Origin of the sequence: Lysinibacillus sp. NPDC056185, assembly GCF_047737915.1 — a bacterium.
Taxonomy (GTDB): Bacteria; Bacillota; Bacilli; order Bacillales_A; family Planococcaceae; genus Lysinibacillus.
On the sequence record NZ_JBLLLQ010000002.1, the window covers coordinates 166,782 to 189,355 of the forward strand.

22 protein-coding genes and 1 pseudogene are annotated in these 22,574 nt (G+C 36.1%); 19 read left to right on the forward strand and 4 right to left on the reverse strand.

The features are described from left to right. Nucleotides 1–21: 21 nt before the first annotated feature. The 5 genes from ACMZ42_RS03250 (at nucleotide 22) to ACMZ42_RS03270 (ending at nucleotide 6,199) form a co-directional block, all read left to right on the forward strand. Nucleotides 22–1,680, forward strand: coding sequence for an acyl-CoA dehydrogenase family protein (locus ACMZ42_RS03250; protein ID WP_415730549.1), 1,659 nt, complete (start codon nucleotides 22–24; stop codon nucleotides 1,678–1,680). Between the two features lie 25 nt (nucleotides 1,681–1,705). Next, the gene (locus ACMZ42_RS03255; RefSeq protein WP_415730550.1) at nucleotides 1,706–2,491 is read left to right on the forward strand and encodes an enoyl-CoA hydratase-related protein; all 786 of its coding nucleotides are present in this window, start codon (nucleotides 1,706–1,708) and stop codon (nucleotides 2,489–2,491) included. Between the two features lie 13 nt (nucleotides 2,492–2,504). Next, complete coding sequence (locus ACMZ42_RS03260) at nucleotides 2,505–3,569, forward strand: enoyl-CoA hydratase/isomerase family protein (protein WP_415730551.1); 1,065 nt, start codon at nucleotides 2,505–2,507, stop codon at nucleotides 3,567–3,569. A 456-nt stretch (nucleotides 3,570–4,025) separates the two neighbouring features. Next, on the forward strand, nucleotides 4,026–4,661 hold the full coding sequence (locus ACMZ42_RS03265) for an HD domain-containing protein (RefSeq protein WP_415730552.1): 636 nt from the start codon (nucleotides 4,026–4,028) through the stop codon (nucleotides 4,659–4,661). A 32-nt stretch (nucleotides 4,662–4,693) separates the two neighbouring features. Then, nucleotides 4,694–6,199 carry a succinate CoA transferase gene (locus ACMZ42_RS03270; RefSeq protein WP_415730553.1) on the forward strand — a complete coding sequence of 502 codons (1,506 nt, stop codon included), beginning with the start codon at nucleotides 4,694–4,696 and terminating at the stop codon, nucleotides 6,197–6,199. 80 nt (nucleotides 6,200–6,279) lie between these two features. Here ACMZ42_RS03270 and ACMZ42_RS03275 read toward each other — a convergent pair whose 3' ends face one another. Next, nucleotides 6,280–7,227, reverse strand: coding sequence for a LysR family transcriptional regulator (locus ACMZ42_RS03275; protein WP_415730554.1), 948 nt, complete (start codon nucleotides 7,225–7,227; stop codon nucleotides 6,280–6,282). A gap of 237 nt (nucleotides 7,228–7,464) precedes the next feature. On the opposite strand from ACMZ42_RS03275, the gene ACMZ42_RS03280 reads away from it, so the two are divergent. The 8 genes from ACMZ42_RS03280 to ACMZ42_RS03315 all read left to right on the forward strand — a co-directional run bounded on the left by ACMZ42_RS03280 (nucleotide 7,465) and on the right by ACMZ42_RS03315 (nucleotide 14,461). Next, nucleotides 7,465–9,126, forward strand: a complete 1,662-nt coding sequence (locus ACMZ42_RS03280) for a hypothetical protein (protein WP_415730555.1) — start codon at nucleotides 7,465–7,467, stop codon at nucleotides 9,124–9,126. 296 nt (nucleotides 9,127–9,422) lie between these two features. Continuing rightward, entirely contained in the window at nucleotides 9,423–9,728 is a 306-nt protein-coding gene (locus ACMZ42_RS03285; RefSeq protein ID WP_370076333.1) for an ArsR/SmtB family transcription factor, read from the forward strand. A 16-nt stretch (nucleotides 9,729–9,744) separates the two neighbouring features. Further along, nucleotides 9,745–10,803: an ACR3 family arsenite efflux transporter gene (arsB, locus tag ACMZ42_RS03290; protein WP_415730556.1), complete on the forward strand. Its 1,059-nt coding sequence runs from the start codon at nucleotides 9,745–9,747 to the stop codon at nucleotides 10,801–10,803. 11 nt (nucleotides 10,804–10,814) lie between these two features. Next, a complete protein-coding gene (arsC, locus tag ACMZ42_RS03295) occupies nucleotides 10,815–11,234 on the forward strand; it encodes an arsenate reductase (thioredoxin) (protein ID WP_415730557.1) in 420 nt (139 codons plus the stop codon). Between the two features lies 1 nt (nucleotide 11,235). Continuing rightward, on the forward strand, nucleotides 11,236–11,595 hold the full coding sequence (gene arsD, locus ACMZ42_RS03300) for an arsenite efflux transporter metallochaperone ArsD (RefSeq protein ID WP_415730558.1): 360 nt from the start codon (nucleotides 11,236–11,238) through the stop codon (nucleotides 11,593–11,595). 1 nt (nucleotide 11,596) lies between these two features. Then, the gene (arsA, locus tag ACMZ42_RS03305; protein ID WP_415730559.1) at nucleotides 11,597–13,366 is read left to right on the forward strand and encodes an arsenical pump-driving ATPase; all 1,770 of its coding nucleotides are present in this window, start codon (nucleotides 11,597–11,599) and stop codon (nucleotides 13,364–13,366) included. Continuing rightward, nucleotides 13,363–13,644 (forward strand): Fe-S cluster assembly protein HesB, encoded by a 282-nt coding sequence (locus ACMZ42_RS03310; RefSeq protein WP_376070251.1) that lies wholly within the window; start codon nucleotides 13,363–13,365, stop codon nucleotides 13,642–13,644. The genes arsA and ACMZ42_RS03310 overlap by 4 nt, the downstream gene beginning before the upstream one ends. Nucleotides 13,645–13,657: 13 nt before the next feature. Then, the gene (locus ACMZ42_RS03315; RefSeq protein WP_415730560.1) at nucleotides 13,658–14,461 is read left to right on the forward strand and encodes an arsenite methyltransferase; all 804 of its coding nucleotides are present in this window, start codon (nucleotides 13,658–13,660) and stop codon (nucleotides 14,459–14,461) included. Between the two features lie 108 nt (nucleotides 14,462–14,569). Here the strand turns inward: ACMZ42_RS03315 and ACMZ42_RS03320 are convergent. Continuing rightward, nucleotides 14,570–14,710 (reverse strand): annotated as a pseudogene (locus ACMZ42_RS03320) (DUF4158 domain-containing protein); the annotation flags it as partial. 59 nt (nucleotides 14,711–14,769) lie between these two features. Here ACMZ42_RS03320 and ACMZ42_RS03325 point away from each other — a divergent pair. The 3 genes from ACMZ42_RS03325 (at nucleotide 14,770) to ACMZ42_RS03335 (ending at nucleotide 17,051) form a co-directional block, all read left to right on the forward strand. Further along, a complete protein-coding gene (locus ACMZ42_RS03325) occupies nucleotides 14,770–15,348 on the forward strand; it encodes a recombinase family protein (protein ID WP_415730664.1) in 579 nt (192 codons plus the stop codon). Between the two features lie 33 nt (nucleotides 15,349–15,381). Beyond that, entirely contained in the window at nucleotides 15,382–16,344 is a 963-nt protein-coding gene (locus ACMZ42_RS03330; protein ID WP_370076345.1) for a helix-turn-helix transcriptional regulator, read from the forward strand. A gap of 74 nt (nucleotides 16,345–16,418) precedes the next feature. Next, a complete protein-coding gene (locus tag ACMZ42_RS03335; protein ID WP_415730561.1) occupies nucleotides 16,419–17,051 on the forward strand; it encodes a type 1 glutamine amidotransferase family protein in 633 nt (210 codons plus the stop codon). Nucleotides 17,052–17,256: 205 nt separating this feature from the next. Here the strand turns inward: ACMZ42_RS03335 and ACMZ42_RS03340 are convergent, their stop codons facing one another. Next, on the reverse strand, nucleotides 17,257–17,562 hold the full coding sequence (locus ACMZ42_RS03340) for a TIGR04104 family putative zinc finger protein (RefSeq protein ID WP_415730562.1): 306 nt from the start codon (nucleotides 17,560–17,562) through the stop codon (nucleotides 17,257–17,259). 948 nt (nucleotides 17,563–18,510) lie between these two features. Between ACMZ42_RS03340 and ACMZ42_RS03345 the strand changes: the two genes are divergently transcribed. Beyond that, nucleotides 18,511–19,404, forward strand: coding sequence for a cation diffusion facilitator family transporter (locus ACMZ42_RS03345; protein ID WP_415730563.1), 894 nt, complete (start codon nucleotides 18,511–18,513; stop codon nucleotides 19,402–19,404). Nucleotides 19,405–19,557: 153 nt separating this feature from the next. On the opposite strand, the gene ACMZ42_RS03350 is transcribed toward ACMZ42_RS03345, so the two are convergent. Next, nucleotides 19,558–20,979 carry a VanZ family protein gene (locus ACMZ42_RS03350; protein ID WP_415730665.1) on the reverse strand — a complete coding sequence of 474 codons (1,422 nt, stop codon included), beginning with the start codon at nucleotides 20,977–20,979 and terminating at the stop codon, nucleotides 19,558–19,560. 476 nt (nucleotides 20,980–21,455) lie between these two features. On the opposite strand from ACMZ42_RS03350, the gene ACMZ42_RS03355 reads away from it, so the two are divergent. Beyond that, on the forward strand, nucleotides 21,456–21,743 hold the full coding sequence (locus ACMZ42_RS03355; protein ID WP_370076355.1) for an autorepressor SdpR family transcription factor: 288 nt from the start codon (nucleotides 21,456–21,458) through the stop codon (nucleotides 21,741–21,743). Beyond that, nucleotides 21,740–22,363: a hypothetical protein gene (locus ACMZ42_RS03360; protein WP_415730564.1), complete on the forward strand. Its 624-nt coding sequence runs from the start codon at nucleotides 21,740–21,742 to the stop codon at nucleotides 22,361–22,363. Before ACMZ42_RS03355 ends, ACMZ42_RS03360 begins: the two co-directional genes overlap by 4 nt. The last annotated feature ends 211 nt before the right edge of the window (nucleotides 22,364–22,574 follow it).

Below are 22,574 nucleotides of genomic sequence, written 5' to 3' on the forward strand. Positions count from 1 at the left end.
TTTCTTTCAAGGAGGGCTAGTATGGATAAACTAGAAGACAAAATGACGATCTTTACACCTGAGGACTTTCAGGATGAGGAAAAGCTCATAGCAAAAACTGCGGAGTTGTTCATTAAACAGGATGTTTCACCTTATATTTCAGCTATTGAGCAGCATCAATATGATGTCACTCGTCAATTATTTCAAAAAGCAGGTGACCTTGGTTTACTTGCTATTGAAATACCCGAAGCTTATGGGGGTCTTGAACTCAATAAAACAATCTCTGGGCTAGTTGCAGAAAGGATGGGCTATGGGAGCTCTTTTAGCGTATCCTACAATATTCATGCAGGAGTTGGCACATTGCCCTATGTCTATTTTGGGGATGAGTCACAAAAGCTGAAGTACTTACCAAAGCTGGCCACAGGTGAATGGATTGGAGCTTATGCACTGACGGAGCCAGAAGCGGGTTCAGATGCATTACGTCCCAAAACAAATGCGATTTTGAATGAGGGTGGCACATCATGGATATTAAACGGTGAAAAGCAATGGATTACCAATGCTCAGCTAGCAGATATTTTTGTCGTTTTTGCGAAAACAATCGAAGGAATGACTGCTTTCATTGTAGAACGTACCTTTACAGGGGTTTCTGTTGGGCAAGAAGAAGAGAAGATGGGCATTAAAGGATCTTCGACGGCTACCCTTATTTTGGAAGACGTTGCAGTACCAAGTGATAATGTTCTTGGCGAAGTTGGAAAAGGCCATAAGGTTGCCATGAATATATTGAATATGGCGCGTCTAAAGCTAGCTTTTTCAAACATTGGAACTTCCAAACAGGCACTACAATTAGCCGTGAATTATGGTAAAGAACGGAAACAATTTCAAAAACCAATTGTTGATTTTACAATGATACAGGAAAAACTTGCTGACATGGCGATCTTAATTTACGGTGCAGAAAGTGCTGCATACCGAACAGCTGGTGAATTGGATGATGTCATTAAGTTAGCTAGTAAAGAGTCAATAGTTCAAAAAATAGCCGATTTCGCTATAGAATGCGCAATCAATAAAGTCAATTGCTCAGAAGCACTTGGAAAAATTGTAGATGAAGCTGTACAAATACATGGCGGATATGGCTATATGCAGGATTATGAGGTAGAACGTTTATATCGTGACGCAAGAATTAGCCGTATTTTTGAAGGAACGAATGAAATCAATCGTTTAACAATCGCAAAAATGTTATATAAAAAGCAAGCGCAAACAGCTTCTACAGATAAAATTTCAGTATCTTATCAACCCGCAGAAAGTAATCACCAATACATCCAGCTTTCCAAGTACTTAATGCAAGTAGCCATTGATGTCATTGCAGATGCACAGATTAATCTGGAACAAGAACAGGAATACATGCGCCTATTGGCTGATATGGCAAAAGATGTTTATATTATGGAATCCTCTTTGCTGAGATCGGAAAAGGCAACACATGAAAAAACGAAAAACTTGATGACAGAAATATTGTGCCAGGAAGGCTATCGTAAAATAGAAAAAAGTACAATTGACATTATTTTTGCTGCTGAAACAAATGAGCAAATACGAAAAACATGGCTGAATGATATTCAACACTTAAACATCCCGCTACATCAGAATCTCTTTATGAAGAAAAGAGAGATTGCGAAAAGTATCATCAACAACCCAAAATCTATTAGTTAATTCTCAAAAATAGGAGGAAATGATAATGGTCGATACATTTGCCAATGTAAGCAAAGAAGGTTCCATCACGATTGTTCATTTAGATCATCCACCAGCAAATACTTTGTCATCAGCATCAATTGAAAATCTTCGTTTCATTTTCAAAGAGCTAGCAGAGGATAAAGAAACGAACACTATCATTGTTACAGGCTCCGGCCGATTTTTTGCCGCTGGTGCAGATATTAAGGAATTTGTTTCTGCCTTTGGACAACAGGAAAGAGCATTGCAAATGGCCGAGGCAGGACAAGCCCTATGTGATGAGATTGAGGCAATGAAAAAGCCTGTTATTGCAGCCATTAATGGTCCAGCCCTTGGAGGGGGACTAGAGCTAGCGTTAGGCTGCCATTTCAGAATCGCTTCGAGTAATGCCATTGTTGGCTTACCAGAATTAAAACTCGGGTTACTTCCAACATTTGGTGGCACACAACGACTTAGCAGAATGACGAGCCAAGCAAAGGCTCTACAATTAATTTTAACAAGCAAACAATTAAGTGCCGATGAAGCACAACAGCTAGGTATTATTCAAATGGTGACGGAACCTGAGGAACTTCTACCAACTGCAAAAGCTGTTGCTCAATCCTTTGTTGACGGTAAAAGTATGACAAGTGTATCCCGTACAATTGAATGTATAGTTCAGGGAGGGAAAGATCACCTTCAAAAAGGATTGGAACTTGAACGAACACGTTTTGCTGAGCTATTTTTAACAGAGGATGCTAAAGAAGGCGTCCAGGCATTTATTGAAAAAAGACAGCCAAACTTTAAACATTCTTAAGGGAGGATACAATATGGAAAACGAAGTAATATTTTCAGTCAGTGACGGTGGAGCAGCCATCATTACGCTGAATCGACCAAAAGCTTTAAACTCACTTTCCACTCAAATGCTAAAGCCCATCGGAGAGAAATTGAAGGAATGGCAAGCAAATGATCAAATTCACCTAATCATCCTGAGAGGCGCTGGCGAGAAAGGATTTTGTGCTGGCGGCGATATTAAAACACTCTATGAGGCTCGCTCCAGTCAGGTAGCTTCAAAAAATGCCGAAGTCTTTTTCGAAGAAGAATATCAAGTAGATATGGATATCTATCACTATCCTAAACCGATTATTGCCTGCCTTGATGGCATTGTCATGGGAGGTGGAGTCGGTTTAACCTATGGGGCTAGTCACCGAATCGTTACAGAACGGACAAAATGGGCTATGCCGGAAATGAATATTGGCTTCTTTCCAGATGTTGGAGCTGCCTATTTCCTAAACAAAACACCAGGCTATGTAGGATACTACTTAGCTTTAACCGCATCTGTCATCCAAGCTGCAGACGTTCTCTTTGCCAATGGAGCGGATAGCTATATGACGAGCGATAATCTACAAAAATTCCTTGGACGCGTTGAACAGACAGACTGGCATGCACAGGAAACAAATACTGCTTTAAAGCAATTAATTGAGACATATTCAAGTAAATCATTAGGAAACAGTAAACTTGCCAGCATTCAAAATGAAATAGATCAACACTTCTCAAAATTCACAGTGGAAGAGATAGTAGAGTCCTTAGACAATGACCCAAGTAAATTTTCACATGAAACAAAGCAGTTACTTCTGTCGAAATCTCCATCATCGTTAAAAATTACGTTAAAGCAGCTTATAGATGCGCGATATAAAACATTAGAAGAATGCTTTGCGACGGATTTAATCTTGGCTAAAAACTTTTTAAAACATAACGATTTCTTTGAAGGTGTACGCTCTGTCGTCATTGATAAAGATCGAAATCCACAGTATATTTATAAATCATTAGCTGAATTTACAGATGACGAGATGAAAAAATTCTTCCAAGATAATAATGAGACAGTAACGAAGTAAGAACGATTAGATATAATATCAATAAACACGGAAACCATCTACTATTTTATAGGTAGATGGTTTCTTGTTCGTAGTTATGTCTTTAAAAAATTGTCTGTCTAGAATACGTAAAAATCTCTTATTCCTTTTTCAACCAATTTCGTAAATAAAATCGAAGGTGACGATAACTGGCTATTTCACTAGGTGAGTTGGTTTAAAAGGAAAGAACGGTTAAGTATGTTAACGGCAACTTTTTTCATAATAGATCTTTTTACATCAGATTATTTAAGACAAGTTATATACCTTAATATCTCATGTTTTACTTGCCGGAAAGATTTAAGTAAGTATCTATTAAACGAAAGATCATAGAAAAAATCTATGGTTATCATAGAAATTATAGAATTGATATATAGAAGCTAGATTCTTATAATTCTTAATAAGCAATAGTTGCTACTTTAAATAAGGGAGGTACTACTGATGACAAATATTGCGGGTATTAAAATTCCTGACAGCCGTTTGGCACTAGAAGCTCAGGATATTTTAAAAGAACATGGTTCTGAATTGCTATGGAATCACTCAAATCGTGTTTATTTGTTTGGGGCACTTCAAGGTAAAAAAGCGCAGAGAACATATGATGAAGAGCTGCTATATGTAAGTGCTCTGTTTCATGATTTAGGTTTAACAAAACAATTTAGTAGCGTAGATAAACGCTTTGAGGTAGATGGCGCAAATGCAGCACGTCAATTTCTAGCTCACCATCATATTGATGATGACTCAATACAACTTGTTTGGGATGCCATTGCACTACATACTACGATCGGTGTTGCTGAGCATAAAGAAAATGAAGTCGCATTGCTATATGCCGGAGTTGGCCTTGATGTAATGGGGGACGGTTATCATGACTTGACGAATGAAGAACGAAATGAAATTATCAATGCTTTCCCACGTAATCAATTTAAACAAAATATTTTGCCAGCATTTTTTGAAGGATTTAAGCACAAACCCGAAACAACATTTGGCAATATTAAATCTGATGTTTGTGCATTGTTCATTCCAAATTATAAATCTAAAAACTTTTGTGATTGCGTCTTGCACTCACCTTGGTCTGAATAAAAATTGATAGTAGATAAGGGGATTCATATAATATGTTAAAACTAGCACATAAGAAAATTCGTCACGTTGCCTTACAAAATAGTGTTGTATCAGCTCAAGAAGCGGCCTCTTGGATAAAAGATGGCATGTTATTAGGAATGAGTGGCTTTACAAGGGCAGGCGATGCAAAAATAGTACCACTAGCGCTTGTAGAAAAAGCGAAAGAGGAAAAATTCCAAGTTGATGTTTATACAGGAGCCTCACTTGGTCCAGAGGTAGATCAACAGATGGCTGAAGCTGGTATTATTCGTAAGCGAGCACCCTATCAAGGTGATCCAGCTATTCGTCGTATGATTAACAATGGAGAAATACTGTACACGGATGCGCATGTTTCACATAATGCAGAGTTAATTCGTCAAGGAATCGTAGGACCTATTGACTTTGCTATAATTGAAGCTACTGCAATTACCGAAGATGGCATGTTGATACCAACAACTTCTGTTGGAAACTCTCCAATTATTATGCAAATGGCAAATGAAATTATTATTGAACTAAATGTTTCGCATCCTGACTCTCTAGAGGGAATTCATGATATTTATATTCCTGATGTACAAGGGAAGAGAAGTCCTATTCCTTTAAATAGTGCAGGGGAGCGAATTGGAACAGTTGGTATCCCGTTAGATATTAGTAAGGTACGTGGTATAGTGCTATCTGAAAAAACAGATGCTCCATCAACAATTGTACAGCCAGATGAGGAAACCGCTAAAATGGCAGAGCATTTACTCAATTTTTTACGTGATGAAGTTAAAGCTGGTCGTTTAACAAAAACATTAGCACCAATCCAATCAGGCGTAGGATCGGTAGCAAATGCGGTTTTAAATGGTTTTCTAGAATCAGAGTTTGAGGATTTAGAAATATATTCAGAGGTGTTACAGGACGCCGTATTTGAATTAATCGATGCAGGAAAAGTGAAATCCGCTTCCGGTACGTCCATTACACTTTCACAGGAATATGGTGAGCAAGTTTATAGTCAGCTAGAAAACTATAGAAATTGTTTAATTTTACGACCTCAAGAAATATCCAATCATCCTGAAATTATTCGCCGTTTAGGATTAATTTCCGTTAATACAGCACTTGAGGTTGATATTTATGGAAATGTAAATTCGACACATGTTTCAGGCTCTAAAATGATGAATGGCATTGGAGGTTCTGGTGATTTCGCCCGTAATGCACGTTTAGGAATATTCGTCACAAAATCCTATGCAAAGGGTGGTAATATCTCAAGTATTGTCCCTATGGTATCTCATGTGGACCATACAGAACATGATGTGGACGTCATTGTTACAGAATTCGGGGTAGCTGATTTACGCGGTTTAGCACCAAAAGAACGCGTGCCTTTATTAATTAATAATTGTGCACATCCTGATTACCGTCCTCAATTGTGGGCATATTATAATGCTGCGGTAGAGAAGACTGGTCATCATCACACACCTCATTTATTAGAAGAGGCACTGTCTTGGCATGTTCATCTAGCGAACGCTAAGACAATGAAAAAATAAGAAGTATGATGACTAGGCATAGTGCTTAGTCATTAGAAAAATAGAATCCACTCATCACCTTTCTGTGATGAGTGGATTTCTTATTGTTTTATTAATGATTGAATCAATTGTCGACTCTTTTCAGAAATTGAAAAGCCCGCTTCTTCAAGCCCCTCAACCATTAAACGAATAAAAGCTTTTGCCGCAAAATTAATGAATTTATCTTTTCTATATAGAAGTACAATTTCTCGCGTTAATGGTGGATTGTAGATCGTTCGCTCGCAAATAGTATTCGGTCTATATAGATGGTATAGAGTTTTCGAAATAATTGTTGCCCCGACATTTTGTTCAACTAAATTAAAAATGGCTTGAACACTAGCTGTCTCTATTTTAGGTTTTACATGAAGCTTTTCTTTACGAGCTGCACTATCAATTACTTTCCTACATTGATGGATAGTTGGAAATAATATTAGTGGAAGCTCCAAAACATCTTGCAAGGCTATTTTTTTAGAGACTATTAACGGATGATCGTTATGAGCAACGAATAGCAGTTCTTCAGTAAACAATGGAATTATTTGAAGCTGCTCTTCCTCATAATCGAAGTACTCTTGTTTATAGGAAATCGCAAAATCGATTTTATTGTCTTTAAACTGTTTTAATAAATCATCCGAACTATTGATGCAGATTTGTAGATCTGGATATTCAAGATGATAATCTAACAAATAGTCCGACACTAAATTTGTTAATTCGCCAGGTAAAGTACCGATCACTAATTTCCCTGCTTTTAATTCTTTCAGTTCAATTATCTGATTGCTTGTATTATCTATTGCTCGAAATATATGGGTACATTGTTCATGCAATATTTTACCAGCATCTGTAATCGCTATTTTTTTCCCTAGACGATCGAATAGTGGAATGCCTAGTTCATTTTCCAATACTTTAATTTGATGGCTAAGCGTCGGTTGAGAAATATTCAATTTTTCGGCAGCCTTTGTAAAATGAAGCTCATTACACAGTACTAAAAAGTATTCAAGCTGTCGTATCTCCATATACTTACCTTCTTTATTAAAATTATTTCTTATATTATATCATTACTCATATAGAGAACCGTATAAATCCCCTGAGAATTTTTTTTAGCTAGTTATTAAAGAGCCAACAGCTTCTATTTCAATGTTACAAAGAAATCTTAGAATTAGTTATGTACGAAAAATTGTTTTTCTTAATTAACACTGGTATAATTTGGGTGGCTTTAATTTAGAAGAATCGTTACATTTTGGAGGGACAGTTTGTTTAAAAGAAAAATCTGGAGTAGCATTTTATGTTTCGTGTTAGCCGCCATGATTTTGACTGCATGGTCATTAAAAGAAGATAAACAAAAAGAAATTGAACCTAGAGAGAGCGTTTCACTAGAATTACCAAACTCCGCACAATTACATTTGGAAGCCAATGGTTTACTACTACAAAAAACCAAAAGTTCAAATAAATCATATATTCGTTCAACGGATCAAACAACTGTCTATAATTTATTTGAAGATGGGGAAAACATGGGCTCCATCAAGGTCACTGTTCGAGAAATCGATAATGGGGATTTCTTTATTTTCACTCAATTACAAAACAAAAGCAGCAAAGGTTATAGTGCCTCAATATCGTACCCTATGAGCGGAAATATAAAGTATGATTTAACGGATTTCGAACGCCAGGAAATTCAACATGAGCATGATCATGTATTCGGTGTAGATCCAACCACCTATCCTATCGGCCTGTTAAAAGTAAAGGAACACGAAGATTTATTGACTAATATGATGATAAGCCGAAACTACGTATCGAAAGAACTCATAACCAACTATGAGAACGGTGATAAGAGTGTGGTCCGCGAATTGACGAGTGAAAATAAGGACTTGAAATTAATGAATGATGATAATGGCCTTACTGTAACTCTTCCACTTCAATCAGAGGGAAATGATTTATCTGAAAACTGGGTGTTAATATCACAAGAGCCTCTGTTTAAAAAAGAAGAAGCGCTTAATGAATGGATAAATGAAAGTACCAAACAATACAAAGAAATGAACAAATGGTATACAGCAGAAGGACCTTATTCAAAACTCCCATGGTCGATCGAACCTGAAACAAAATTAGGATATGGGCGAAACCTAGTGAGGGTCCAAGATAAAAAAGCATTAAATTACTATGAAACTACACAGGAGCGATACTTCTACGATTTGCTATTAAATTCTGTTGCGAACTTATTTATTTTTCAAGGAGATAAAAAAGGTTTATGGGAAACGGAGTATACGAGTACGTGGTTGAAAAAAGATTACGGAATCCAAGCTCCCTATACCGATACTAGGCATAACGAGAATGTCGCGTTATTCCTAAAAAAAACAGGGAACATGCTTGACATTAAAGAACTCAAAAACTCGACCATCACCTATGCAGACTTTTTGGTCAACCAGACGAAAAACGGAAACATAATCGAAGTTCCCAAAGGTGGTTACCTTGTGACCGATTATTATTCTCCCCAGCAGACAAAGAAGACACATACATCCTTAAATCATGCTCTAGGAGAAATGAATTACTTGCTAGAATCCTATCAACAAACAAAAGAAAAATCCTATTTAGACGTGGCCAGAAATATGAGACAGGGTGTTGAAAACATCGGTGAAAAATGGTTACGAGAGAATGGGGACGTGTGGTATCAAGTGAATAGTGATTTCACCTTTGAAGGAATAGATTATCCTCTCTTAACGTTAGGAGATCTACTGAAATCACAACAATCTTGGGAAGCTGTTGGGGAAAAACGAAGTGAAATGTTTGATCAACTCATTCGTTCAAAAGCACAATACCTCGTGGAAAGTAAACAAGAAATTCTTCAATCGGTAGCTGACCTTCTCATCGACCAAGGTTTTGGGGATATTATTGAAGGTTACAATAATATTCCTAAGTTTTAATAAACTTCTTTCTCATTATGTTTCAATACTATTAAGCAAAAACAAGAACAGCCTCCTTGTTGGAACAAATCTAAAGAGCATGTTTTGAAAATATATTGTTCAAAACATGCTCTTATCTCTTCCAAGAAAGAACCTTGGAAAATTTTTATGAATGATGGGAAAAAATTATTGCAATTATTATTTAACAAGCATAATATAAGTTTATAGTTATATAATAATTTAATCACCTGTAATTTGTTGGGTGTTTTTATTTTATGTAATATATAAGCAAATGATTATACAAGGAGATCAAACATATGGAAAATACACTAATTGAAAAACAATTAAAAGCAGCAGCTGACTTGAACCGCATTAAATTACTTGCATGTATGAAGAACGGGGAGGTTTGTGTATGTGATTTTGTGGATGTTTTAGGCATCTCACAACCAGCAGTTAGTCAGCATCTTCGCAAATTAAAGGAGGCAGGTATTATTACTGAGAGAAAAGTAGGGACTTGGAAACATTATCGTTTAGTGGAGGATCAAACGCCACTGATGAAGGGCATTTTAGAACAAATTCAACCTGTAGCTGGATGTGATTGTGGCACCGACTGTGGTTGCTAAATAGGGGGAAATGTAGATGAGTAATGAATCCTTAACGAAACAGCTTTCATTTTTAGATCGCTACCTTACTCTTTGGATTTTTGTAGCGATGGGTATTGGCGTTTTATTAAGTATCACAATGCCTAATATTGGTGAAGCGTTAGAATCCATGTCGGTTGGTACAACATCGATACCGATTGCTATTGGGCTAGTAGTAATGATGTATCCACCACTGGCAAAAGTAAAATATGAGGAAATGTGGCGTGTGTTTAAAGATTGGAAAGTTCTTTTACTATCACTTTTCCAAAACTGGTTATTGGGTCCGTTTTTAATGTTCTTTTTAGCCATTATCTTCTTACGAGACTATCCGGAGTATATGGCTGGGCTCATTATGATTGGTTTAGCTCGATGTATTGCGATGGTTATCGTGTGGAATGATCTAGCTCGTGGAGATCGAGAATATGTAGCTGGTTTAGTTGCATTTAACTCCATTTTTCAGATCTTAACGTATTCGATTTTTGCTTACTTTTTCTTAAATGTATTACCTGGTTGGTTTGGTTTAGAGAATTTTAATGTGTCCATTTCAATGTGGGAAATTACGAAAAGTGTTCTTATTTACTTAGGAATACCATTTGCTGCCGGAATTCTAACACGATGGATCGGTATCAAAACAAAAGGAAAGCAATGGTACGAGGAAAGGTTCTTACCAAAGATTTCACCACTTACTTTAATTGCACTGCTGTTCACAATTGTGATGATGTTTGCATTGAAGGGTGAAAAATTAGTCGAACTACCACTTGATGTTGTACGAATCGCTATCCCATTATTCATTTACTTTGTTGTGATGTTTGCTGTTTCATTCTTTTCTTCTCGTAAAGCAGGTGCATCTTATCCCGTTACAGCAGCCCTGTCATTTACAGCCGCTAGTAACAACTTTGAATTAGCCATTGCTGTAGCTGTAGGTGTTTTCGGACTTCATAGTGGAGTAGCTTTTGCCGCTGTTATTGGTCCACTTGTTGAAGTACCGGTACTCATTGGACTTGTATGGGTTGCATTACGTTGGCAGAAAAAATATTTTAAAACCATTAAATTATAGGAGTACTTTTTATGACAAACACACTTTATTTCTTATGTACAGGAAATTCTTGCCGTAGTCAAATGGCTGAGGGGTGGGCAAGAAAATTATTGCCTACAGATTGGACAGTCAAAAGTGCTGGCATTGAAGCACATGGAGTAAATCCGAATGCGATCAAAGCTATGGCAGAGATAGGGGTTGATATTTCGAATCATACATCTGATCTAATTGATTTTGAGACATTAAACAATGCAACACTAGTCGTTACTCTTTGCGGAGATGCCGCAGATAAATGTCCGATGACGCCACCTCACGTTCGTCGTGAGCATTGGGGATTTGAAGATCCAGCAAAGGCATCCGGTACAGAAGAAGAGAAATGGACGATTTTCCAAAACGTACGTGATGCTATTGGCAAACGTATTGAACAATTTGTAGCAGAGGAGTCGAAATAAAATGAAAAAAATTCATATTTATGAACCAGCAATGTGCTGTTCTACGGGCTTATGTGGACCATCTATTGACCCAGAGTTATTACGTATGTCATTTGTAATGAATAATTTAAAGAAAACAGATATAGAAGCTGAACGATTTAATTTAACAAATGAACCAAATGCCTTTGTAGAAAATGAAGCCATCAATCAGCTTCTAATGTCAGAAGGAATGGATGCACTGCCTGCAACGTTTGTAGATGGAGAATTACTTTGTAAAGGGAAATACCCGACAAATGAACAATTTTCACATTGGTCAGGACTTTCCGAAGAAGAACTATTACAAAAACCAAAAGTACGCTTATCTCTAAAAGGAGATGCGTAATATGGAACGCTTTTCAAGAAGTCATTTCCCTGACACTCCTTTCCTATTTTTTACTGGGAAAGGCGGCGTTGGAAAAACATCAGTTGCTAGTAGCCTGTCAATAGCCATTGCTAATGAAGGGAAAAAGGTGCTGCTAATTAGTACGGACCCAGCATCCAACTTACAAGATATTTTCGGTCAAAAGCTTTCTAATAACCCGACAAAAATAGATGGTATCGATAATTTATTTGCATTAAATTTAGACCCTGAACAGGCAGCACAACATTACAAAGAGCAAATGGTTGGCCCTTACAGAGGTAAATTGCCTGATGTAGTCCTTCAGAACATGGAGGAACAACTTTCGGGTGCTTGTACAGTTGAAATTGCTGCCTTTAATGAATTTGCAACACTGTTGACTGATACTACAGTAATTGAAAATTTTGATACCGTTGTGTTTGATACGGCACCTACAGGACATACGTTACGTTTGTTACAGCTGCCTTCTGCATGGTCTACGTTTTTAGATGACAACACTACTGGTACTTCGTGTTTAGGTCCATTAAAAGGACTAGAGCCGCAACGAGAAATCTATAAAGCGGCTGTTAAACGTTTAAAAAATGCGAATCAAACGACACTAATGCTTGTGACACGTCCTGACGGAAATCCTTTAAAAGAGGCAGCACGTGCTTCTCATGAACTGTTTGAAATCGGTATTCAAAATCAGATTTTACTAGTGAATGGTTATATGAAAAATCTAAATTCTAATGATGCAGTGGAAAAAGCATTCATTGCACGCCAAACAGAAGCATTAGCGTTGATTCCTAAAGAGTTAAAGGAATTTGAAAAATACTACTTACCGTTTGTCCCATACTCATTATCAAGTATTGAGCGTATGCAAGCATGGATGACAGATCAAGATATCTTACATGAAAATGAAGCAGACAAAGGTATGACGGTCCCTGAAGTAGAAGACATGATTGCCGATTATTTAGAACGTAAGCCGAAGCTTATATTTACAATGGGTAAAGGTGGTGTCGGCAAAACAACAGTTGCTTCGTATATCGCCCTACGCTTAGCAGAAGAAGGCATGCACGTACATTTAACTACGACTGATCCAGCCGCGCATTTAAATTGGACGTTCGGTGATGACAAAGTTAAAAATGTAACGGTAAGTCGTATTGATCCGAAAGTAGAAGTTGCAAATTATGAAGCAGAAGTGCTTGCAAAGGCCAGTGAAATGATGAATGAAGAAGGCTTAGCATTTGTCAAAGAAGACTTAGCTTCTCCTTGTACAGAGGAAATTGCCGTATTCCGAGCGTTTGCTAATGTTGTAGAAAATCATCAAGATGAAGTCATTATTATTGATACAGCACCAACTGGCCATACGTTGTTGTTATTAGATGCGACAGAGGCTTATCATCGTGAAATTAGCCGTTCGCAAGGTGACATCCCTCCATCTGTTTCAAACTTGTTACCACGGTTACGTGATGCAAGTTATACAAGTGTAGCAATCGTAACACTTCCTGAAGCAACACCTGTTTTTGAAGCAACACGTTTACAGGAAGATTTACAGCGTGCTGGATTATCCGTTGATTGGTGGGTTATCAATCAGACATTTTCATCTATTGAAACAACTAGTCCAACATTAATACAAAAGCAACAAGCTGAAACAAAATGGTTAGAAGAAATCAAATCCATCAGCAACAATCAATTTGTGGCAATACCATGGGTAAAAACGCCACCAGTAGGAACAAAAAGTTTACATGAACTTAAAGGAGAGTATATCAAATGAAAATGAGTCCAGAAGGTAAAAATTATTTAGAGCAAGTATTAGCTGATTCAGAGGTGAAAACACTGCGCTTCTTCGGCATTCCAGGTTGCTGTGGCGTTAATTTAGGTGTGGGCTTAGAAGCACCAACAAATGAAGATGCTGTAGAGACGATTGAAGGGATCGAAGTTGCCATTCATCCTGATATTGCACCTCAATTAACAGAAGTTACAATTCATGCAGAAGAAGAGAATGGTGAACTAGGTTTAGTGTTGGTAGGATATTCACCAAAATCTTGCTAAGGTGGGTTTTTAAATGACAAGAGAAGATGATATTCGTACAAATGTACGTGAAAATTATGCGAAAGTAGCCTTGAAATTAAACAGTACACAAGGATGCTGTACACCAGCCTCTAGCTGCTGTAATCCAGATGAAAATCAAAATATTTCCATCGATGAAATTTCGCAAAAAATGGGCTATACAAAGGAAGAGTTAGTTTCTATTCCTGATGGAGCCAATATGGGACTTAGCTGTGGCAATCCGCAAGCTATCGCGGATTTGAAGCATGGAGAAACTGTTGTTGATTTAGGTTCTGGCGGAGGTTTCGATTGCTTCTTAGCTGCACCAAAGGTAGGGAAAGAAGGTCAAGTAATTGGCATCGATATGACACCTGAAATGATTTCAAAGGCACGCCGTAACGCAGAAAAACCAGGTTTTGAAAATGTAGAATTTCGTTTAGGTGAAATTGAACATATGCCTGTTGCGGATCATACAGCTGATATAATCATTTCAAATTGTGTGATCAATCTATCACCAAACAAACAACAGGTATTTAAAGAAGCCTACCGTATTTTAAAAACAGGTGGTCGTTTAGCAATTTCAGATGTAGTTCTTACGGCAGCTTTACCAGAGAGTTATTTAACAGATATGAGTTTGTATTCTGGATGTATATCTGGTGCTATTTCGATTGATGAATATGAAGAACTTTTAAAAGATGCTGGCTTTACAAATATCTCAATTGAACCAAAAGATGATTCAAAAGAATTTATCCGTGAATGGGAACCTAATTATGATTTAGAAAATTATATTGTCTCAGCAATTATTCAAGCGGTTAAATAGAAGGATTAATTTACGTCTAGCTTAATGCTAGACGTAAAAAATACACTATATATAAGAAAATATAATGTATGAATGAATCCGGGATGCTTTTGATATGAGTGCATGGCCACCGGGATACCGAAGAACGGCTAATTGAACGGCGAACCCTAAACGGTTTTCTTCTCTCCTTCGTTTATTTATAATTTCTAAATCTCGTTTGGAAAAAGTGTAGTAGGTTCCTAGCACCCACTCATCTTCAGGAATTCGCATAAGGGTCTGCCGCTGTTCTGGTGTAAGCAATTCTCTACCTCTCGCAATTTACATACAGTATAATCTCACTCCAGAATCCTTCAAGGCAATTTCAACAACAGAACGAAATCGGAATGGATATTATTTTTGAAGAAAAAGTTTCCGGAGCAACAAAAGATCGTGAGCAACTTCAAAAAATGTTAGAGGATATGCAAGAAGGTGACATCATTTATGTTACGGACTTAACTCGGATTACTCGTAGTACACAAGATTTATTTGAATTAATCGATAACATACGGAGTAAAAAGGCAAATTTAAAATCCTTAAAAGATACATGGCTAGATTTATCAGAAGATAATCCCTACAGCCAATTCTTAATTACGGTTATGGCAGGTGTAAACCAATTAGAACGTGATCTTATCCGTATGCGGCAGCGTGAAGGGATTGAACTGGCTAAGAAAGAAGGAAAGTTTAAAGGTCGGTTAAAGATGTACCATAAAAATCATGCAGGAATGAATTATGCAGTAAAGCTTTATAAAGAGGGAGATATGACTGTAAATCAAATTTGTGAAATTACAAATGTGTCTAGGGCCTCACTATATAAAAGCTATCGGAAAGGAACAGTTGATGAGTTATACCAAAAATCGGAAAATATATAATAGAAAATAAATTTCATATAGAGGTGGAATTATATGCCTAAAATTGACAATATGTTAGCAATTCTATGGATGCTTCGTTCAGGTGAAAAAATTACTGCAAAACAAATTTCAGAAAAGTTAGAGATGAATATAAGGACTGTGTATCGTTATATTGATACAATTTCAACAAGTGGCGTACCTATAATTTCAGAACCAGGACATAACGGTGGATACACTTTATTGAACAATTTTATTGAGGCTCCTCTTTTTTTTGATTTTGAGGAGCAAACTTCACTATTTCACGCTGCTGTTTTTGCAGAAGAAGCCGGATATTATGGAGGTGAAGCACTAAATAGGGCCATTTCAAAACTAAGTAAATACTCAAATCAAGAGCAGGAAACAAAGATAAACCAACATGTAACTAGTCTTGAAGTAATAAGTCGATTAAGTTCACTCTCTATGGAACCTTTTTTGAAGGAGTTGGAGCAGGCCGTAGCTGACGGGTACTCAGTAAAAATTCTTTACCATAAAAGTGGCGAAAAGCAATTAAATTATAGATTGGTCGATCCGTACAGAATTATCTATTGGAATAATAAGTGGTATGTGATTGGATTTTGTCATCTTAGGAATGATATCCGTAGTTTTAGAGTAGATCGAATTGAAAGTCTAATGCTAACTGAAAATAAGTTTAACCGGCCAGAAAATTTTTCAGCACGTGACTTTTTTATAAAAAATCTTCTTCCAACTATAGAAGATAAGGAAGGGATTATTTCTTTGGTTATTAATGGGGATAAAAGTGTATTGGCTGATATTTGCCAACATTGGTTTTTAGGACATTATTTACAAGAACGGACTTCAAATCAAGCAGTTTTTCTTCTTGAAAAAGATATGATACATACATATGTACCTTATTTACTTTTACCGTACAATAAATCTATTAAAGTTATTGAGCCAATAAGTCTTAAGAAAAGACTTATTGAAGTTCTGTCGGAATTAATAAAATTTCATCAAGTATGATAACTTCCCTGACGTTAACTGTCAGGGAAGTTATATTATAATTGCTATATCAATTGTGATTGGAGTGTTATTGGATGCAAACAAAAAAAGTTTTTCTATATGTATTTAATACAATGTCGGACTGGGAATATGGATATTTAATTGCTGAACTAAACTCAGGAAGATATTTCAAAAAAGATTTAGCACCTTTAAAAGTAATTACAGTAGGAGCTAATAAAGAAATGATTACTACTATGGGAGGACTGAGCATAAAACCAGATATTTCCCTTGATGAATGTACTCTTGAGAGTAAAGATCTTTTAATTTTGCCAGGAGGGACTACTTGGAGTGAAGAAATTCATCAACCTATCTTGGAAAGAATTGGCCAAGCTTTAAAGATTGGCACTATTGTTGCTGCAATTTGTGGTGCAACTGATGCCCTAGCGAATATGGGATACTTAGATACTAGAAAGCATACAAGTAATAACTTAGAATATACTAAAATGGTATGTCCTAACTATAAAGGAGAAAAGTTCTATGAGTTGGGATCTGCGGTATCTGATGCGAATTTAGTTACTGCATCAGGAATAGCTCCTCTGGAATTTGCAATGGAGGTACTAAAAAAAATAGATGTATTTACACCAGATGCATTACATTCATGGTATAACCTAAATAAGACTCATAAACCTGAATACTTCTTCCAGTTAATGAATTCAATAAATAAATGAATGAAGTAACTGAAAAGCTCAATTTCTCTATTTTGATTTGTAGAGAAGTTGGGCTTTTTAATTTGGAATTTCCTTATCGTTGTAAATCCGCATTTTCCTGACGCTACCCCAGTAAGCAAAAGAGCTACTTATACAACTTAATAATCTTTAACTACAGCACTCCTTAGCTTAACAAGTGTAAAACCTTATTTCACCATAAATATATTCAGTATTCCGATTTGTACTTCGCAAAAAAAGGAAATAACAAAAACAAAAACAAAAAAACACCACATAAAATCATTATCGAAAAAGTATAAGAAATGGAAGACGATAATTGAGTTAATATGATAAAGCCAAGTAACCACAATGGTAGAACTGATAACAAAGACAATATAATTCTTGAAAAGAATATTATCCTATGCTCCGTACCACATTGATTGCATTGAATAGGACTGTATGCTAAAAAAAGAGATTTTATGATTTTGCTCCATTTAAATTGAGTATTGCATTTATCGCATTTCTGTAAACTCATATATTCATCTCCTCCTATGCAAGAATCATTGCAACTATGAAAGATACTCAAAAATCTTCAAGTAAAGTACCCAGTTAGTCTAGTAATTTCTATCCGAAATTCCTATCCAAAAACAGAAGAAAAAAACTGCCTGCGCAAAGATAAAGTGCAACTTGAGTTATGACGTAGATCGAAAATTCAAGCAAAGTTAATTTTCTTTCTCTCCTAATTTTCTTAAAGTGTCTATAGTAATAGACTGAACATAGGAGTAATATTATTCCTGATACTTGGTTTATATTTTCCAATACACTAACCAAAAAATCATCTCCTCGCATTAAATCTCCTGAGAATAGTTGCATCCTTCTTATCTGTCCTGCTGTTATTGGAGAAGAAAAAGATTGGATCTACTCTGTAAACCCCCAATAGTTTAGCAACTCACTTTATGCATCCTAATTTTTTAATTGTTTGGTGTTTATAAAAAATGCTGTTCCTATTATAAATATGCCTAAACAAACGAACAAAGCAATCCCTGAATATTCATCATCAAATATTGTTGTGATAACCAAAATAATAAACATAATTAGTACAAGGGTTACATATAAGCCTTAATGTATTTCATAAGTTATACCTTCGCCTTAATAGCAGTTTTTATTAAAACACAAAAACGCCCGCACTTATTCAACTAAACTGCCTGGAAATTTTGCAATTACACTTTAATAAAGAATCCATTTGAAGGATATTCCGCAAGAGAAAAGAACAGTAAATACGAGTTGTTAATTTGGTCTAAGGCAACTTATTTTTATGCTCTAAATTTATTTAGTATTGGTAAAAAAGGTTGTTGTAGACCCACTCGATATTCGTCTGATATCATAGTTGAGTATTAATTGAATGAAGTAGGTTAAGGGTATTTGAGGAGAATTTCTTCCCTCAGTTTTTTAGTTTTAAAACTCTTAATCGGAGGAGAAATAAATGGTTAGTGAAAGAGAACAAATTAGCAAAAAAGTTGCATGGATTGCACTTGTATCCAACCTAATTCTAATGATAGGTAAAATCTTCTTTGGCCTTTTTGGAAGTAGTGAGGCTGTATTTGCAGACGGAATTCACTCTGGGGCAGATGTTGTAGCTTCGATTGCTGTGCTAGCGGTTGTAGGTATCTCTAATAAACCACCTGATAAGGATCATCCCTTTGGGCATGGTAAGGCAGAGGTGATTAGTGAAGCGATCGTTGGAATTATTTTAATATTAGTTTCACTATATATATTCGTAGAAGCAATTTTAGCATTTTTTGATAAACCCGGTGTACCACAGTACAGTGCATTGATTGTAGCTATAATTTCTTACATAGCAAAAGAAATATTATATAGATACTCCATAAAACAGGGGAAAAAGTGGAATAGTAAGGCTATAATAGCGATTGCTTATGATCATAAAGGTGATATTATTGCATCCCTTGCAGCATTTATAGGAGTCCTTTTAGCGATTATAGGAAATGCAATTGGATGGACATATTTGTTATACGCGGACGCAATCGCAAGTGCTTTAGTAGCTTATTTTATTTTTAGAATCGCAATGGAATTAGTTAAACCTTCTGTTGATATTTTAATGGAAAAAAGCGTGGATCAGTATCTTTTAGACGGTTATGAAGCCACTATTCATGAATTTTATCAAGTAAAACGAATAGACAAAATCCGTGCAAGAGAACACGGTCACTATAAGATTCTAGACGTTCGTCTTTCACTTAATCATGATTTAACAATTAAACAAGGCCATGATATAGCTCGTGATATAAAAAATGAAATCTTAAATAAATACCCCGATGTAGGGGAAGTCCTTATTCATGTAAATCCTTACTATATAGAATAGAACTTAATCAAAAGAAACTTACATAAAACCTCACTTTCTTCAATGAAGTGAGGCTTTTTTGTGAATAAAGATAAATTCTAAATTATTTAAAGTTGTATTGACTAGGATAAAAGGTAGAAAAGGGCTTGTGTGTATTGATTTATGATACCGTTACTACCGTCTTGCCTGAATTAAGGTAAACCAATCATTTCCATTATACTTTCCGGAAACTCTATATATTGGCTGATAGAAGTCTTTCGTATCGTACATATATGAAAGCTCGATTAATTCTATTTCAAGTTGATCTCCTTGTTTTATAACAAGATCTTCCTCATTCACCAGTGCATTATATTTTATTTGGGGAAATTCCCCATTTTTTATTCGCTCATACACTTCCGCAGGAGACAGTATGTTCACTTCTCGTTTAAATTGATTCTTATGTAAATTATATGCTAATGAAGAAACACTGCCATCTTGTTTAAGATCAAGCATTATATCTCCTGTCCAATAATCAGTATTTAAATAAGTACTATCCTGAAGATTCCATTCAAATTCTCCAGTATCCAATACCGTCATTTCAGCATCTTGAGGTAGTATGGCAAATTCGTCCATCATTGCCTTTGCCTTGTCAACCATTGACTCTTTCCCTGAAAAAGAAGTTTGCCCTGGCGTATTATTATTCTCTTTTAATGACCAGTCTCCCTCTGAACCTATAAACAACGTGTATTGGGACCCTGCTTTGTTTTCCAATAGAATCTCACGATCACCTCTATAGACATGTTCATTCAACTTTGATAATCCTAATTTCTGTTGCAATAGGGCTTCAACTCCATCATTTTTAATGGTTTTCCTATATACTGGGGCAACTGTAGGTAATGAGCTTAATTCCAGTGAAGTTGATACATGCACATCTGACATATTCGATTTTGTATAGGCGTTTATCGCTAGATGACCAAACTCCTGTTGGGCGTAGACAATATTCATCCCAACAAAAATCAAACTCATCAATAGAGGTATGGCAAGGTTTCCGATTAGACTTTTTATTTTTACTTTTTTGTGATGCGCAACGGAAGCCCCTAGTCTGTATAACTGGTATCCAATAATACCACCAAGTGAGTTGTTCATTAAATCATCAAGCTCAAAAATCCCGGCTCCTGAAAGTGTCTGATACGTTTCTATAGATAATGTAGCACTTATAACTACAAGAAGAAGCCACTTAAATTTTTTGAATTTAGAGTTCAATAAAGGTAAAAAAACACCTAGCGGAACAAACATTAAGATATTAAAAATACAATTTTGAAGATCACGTAAAGAGTATTTCTTCCACGCATCAATATAACCACTAAACGGCTGAAGGTTCATCTGCAGGTAATGGGAAGTGCCACGATCAAAAATAGTTAACTCAAACACAAAAATAATATACCCGATAAAGATTGCACCAAGAACAAGCTTCTTTATATGAATCTGTTTTTTTCGATTTGACGGCTGTTTTCTATAATAAAAGAAATAATATAGTGCGATAAGTATAAACTCTATTCCAATAATCATTAATACCGGCAACATAAAATACCGAACATTACTAAAAATTTCTGTCATTCCCAAGATGAGACTCTCCTAACTTATTTATTTTGATATTTTGCGTTCTACAAGAAAAAGAGACCATTTTATATTTCATTACTATTAATTCCTTTGGCTTAATTTTAGGTAATATTGTCGACCTTTGTTATTGTAAATGGAAATTATTAATAATTAGGTAGGTTATTTATGAAGAATTTCTTAAGAACTTGCTATGCTTTGGACATTTGGGGAAGTGGTAGAAAAAGAATAACCACTATAAATTCACGGAGGGAGCGACTATCACTGCAAGCAGTATCAGTTGCAGAGGGCTATAAATTATCTGTTTGCGGAAGGTATGAAATATATCCTGAACAAATTCATATTCGAACGGTTGAACAATTTATTGATTATATCTGGTTGTTTACATATTGACAAAAAAAGTTAAAGCATGGTTTAATTTAATTATTAAATAATTATTTAAATGTTTAAATTGAATTAGAAAGGGAGGTGATAATATGACGTTAAATCTTACATTCAAAGCACTCTCCGACCCAACCCGACGCAAAATTCTTGATCTACTCATGGATAAGGATTTAACGGCTGGGGAAATTGCCGATCATTTTCAGATGACAAAGCCTGCAATCTCTCATCATCTTAGCTTGCTCAAGCAAGGTGGATTGGTATGGGACGAAAGGCAAGGGCAGCATGTTGTTTACTCCATCAATACGTCTGTATTACAGGAAGTAATGAAGTGGTTTATGCAATTCAATAAAAGCAAGGGAAAGGGAGAGGAAAATTTATGAAAAAGTATTTGTTTTCGTTGTTAATTTTCATTATAGCTGTGATAGCAAGTATATGGAGCTACCCACAGCTTCCTGAAAATATTATTTCCGCTTCAAAGTATCAAAGTGATTCTAACGCTACTCCCAGAGAGTTTATTGTAAGCATGATTCCCGTAATGATGATTCTTGTGTTTGTCTGCATGGCATTGATACAGAGGCTTGGATTGAATAAAAAAAGCCCGCGCTCTGTTGAACCGGTTAATGCGATTCTGAACGGCGTTATTCTTATCCTTCTGCCAGTTCACGGTCTGGTATTGGCCTATGGCATGGGTAATCCTTTTAACGTGGATATTATTGCTCCTCTAGTTACAGGTGCTGTGTTCATTGTGATTGGTAATTTTATTCCGAGAATGAGAGGGAATATAGGCTCCAGCCTGGCTACTTCCGTATACGATACCAATACTGGGATCGAAATTCGTAAGTCTCAACTTTTCATGGGTCGGGTATATGTAGCAGGCGGCTTCATCATGCTGGTTAGCACACTCGTGCCTGGCGGCGCCTCTTTACCGGTCTTTATTACTCTGTTGCTGCTTACTGTAATGATCTCTCTCATTGGGTATTACAAGTTGCTACGGGGATAAAGAAACCTGCTCTGTGATTATGTAAAAAGATCATGCCTTGAGTTATTTTAAAGTGTACCCTGCAGAGTAGACACCAAAAAAAGTCTACCTGCTGGGTATATTTTTGTATGAATTAGAAACACAACTAGAGGAATACAATTGGGATTGGAAAGCTATGAGGAGAAAGATTAATGCCTCATTAGGTCGGTCAACAAGATTGGTTTTAAAGTTC

What these genes read in the sequence shown, in the direction of transcription:
- ACMZ42_RS03260 (WP_415730551.1), top strand. Translation starts at nt 2,505, where the DNA reads ATGGAAAACGAAGTAATATTTTCAGTCAGTGACGGTGGAGCAGCCATC.
- ACMZ42_RS03270 (WP_415730553.1), top strand. Translation starts at nt 4,694, where the DNA reads ATGTTAAAACTAGCACATAAGAAAATTCGTCACGTTGCCTTACAAAAT.
- ACMZ42_RS03255 (WP_415730550.1), top strand. Translation starts at nt 1,706, where the DNA reads ATGGTCGATACATTTGCCAATGTAAGCAAAGAAGGTTCCATCACGATT.
- ACMZ42_RS03275 (WP_415730554.1), bottom strand. Translation starts at nt 7,227, where the DNA reads ATGGAGATACGACAGCTTGAATACTTTTTAGTACTGTGTAATGAGCTT.
- ACMZ42_RS03335 (WP_415730561.1), top strand. Translation starts at nt 16,419, where the DNA reads ATGCAAACAAAAAAAGTTTTTCTATATGTATTTAATACAATGTCGGAC.
- ACMZ42_RS03355 (WP_370076355.1), top strand. Translation starts at nt 21,456, where the DNA reads ATGACGTTAAATCTTACATTCAAAGCACTCTCCGACCCAACCCGACGC.
- ACMZ42_RS03330 (WP_370076345.1), top strand. Translation starts at nt 15,382, where the DNA reads ATGCCTAAAATTGACAATATGTTAGCAATTCTATGGATGCTTCGTTCA.
- arsC (WP_415730557.1), top strand. Translation starts at nt 10,815, where the DNA reads ATGACAAACACACTTTATTTCTTATGTACAGGAAATTCTTGCCGTAGT.
- arsB (WP_415730556.1), top strand. Translation starts at nt 9,745, where the DNA reads ATGAGTAATGAATCCTTAACGAAACAGCTTTCATTTTTAGATCGCTAC.
- arsD (WP_415730558.1), top strand. Translation starts at nt 11,236, where the DNA reads ATGAAAAAAATTCATATTTATGAACCAGCAATGTGCTGTTCTACGGGC.
- ACMZ42_RS03265 (WP_415730552.1), top strand. Translation starts at nt 4,026, where the DNA reads ATGACAAATATTGCGGGTATTAAAATTCCTGACAGCCGTTTGGCACTA.
- ACMZ42_RS03350 (WP_415730665.1), bottom strand. Translation starts at nt 20,979, where the DNA reads ATGACAGAAATTTTTAGTAATGTTCGGTATTTTATGTTGCCGGTATTA.
- ACMZ42_RS03340 (WP_415730562.1), bottom strand. Translation starts at nt 17,562, where the DNA reads ATGAGTTTACAGAAATGCGATAAATGCAATACTCAATTTAAATGGAGC.
- ACMZ42_RS03285 (WP_370076333.1), top strand. Translation starts at nt 9,423, where the DNA reads ATGGAAAATACACTAATTGAAAAACAATTAAAAGCAGCAGCTGACTTG.
- ACMZ42_RS03360 (WP_415730564.1), top strand. Translation starts at nt 21,740, where the DNA reads ATGAAAAAGTATTTGTTTTCGTTGTTAATTTTCATTATAGCTGTGATA.
- arsA (WP_415730559.1), top strand. Translation starts at nt 11,597, where the DNA reads ATGGAACGCTTTTCAAGAAGTCATTTCCCTGACACTCCTTTCCTATTT.
- ACMZ42_RS03310 (WP_376070251.1), top strand. Translation starts at nt 13,363, where the DNA reads ATGAAAATGAGTCCAGAAGGTAAAAATTATTTAGAGCAAGTATTAGCT.
- ACMZ42_RS03315 (WP_415730560.1), top strand. Translation starts at nt 13,658, where the DNA reads ATGACAAGAGAAGATGATATTCGTACAAATGTACGTGAAAATTATGCG.
- ACMZ42_RS03345 (WP_415730563.1), top strand. Translation starts at nt 18,511, where the DNA reads ATGGTTAGTGAAAGAGAACAAATTAGCAAAAAAGTTGCATGGATTGCA.
- ACMZ42_RS03250 (WP_415730549.1), top strand. Translation starts at nt 22, where the DNA reads ATGGATAAACTAGAAGACAAAATGACGATCTTTACACCTGAGGACTTT.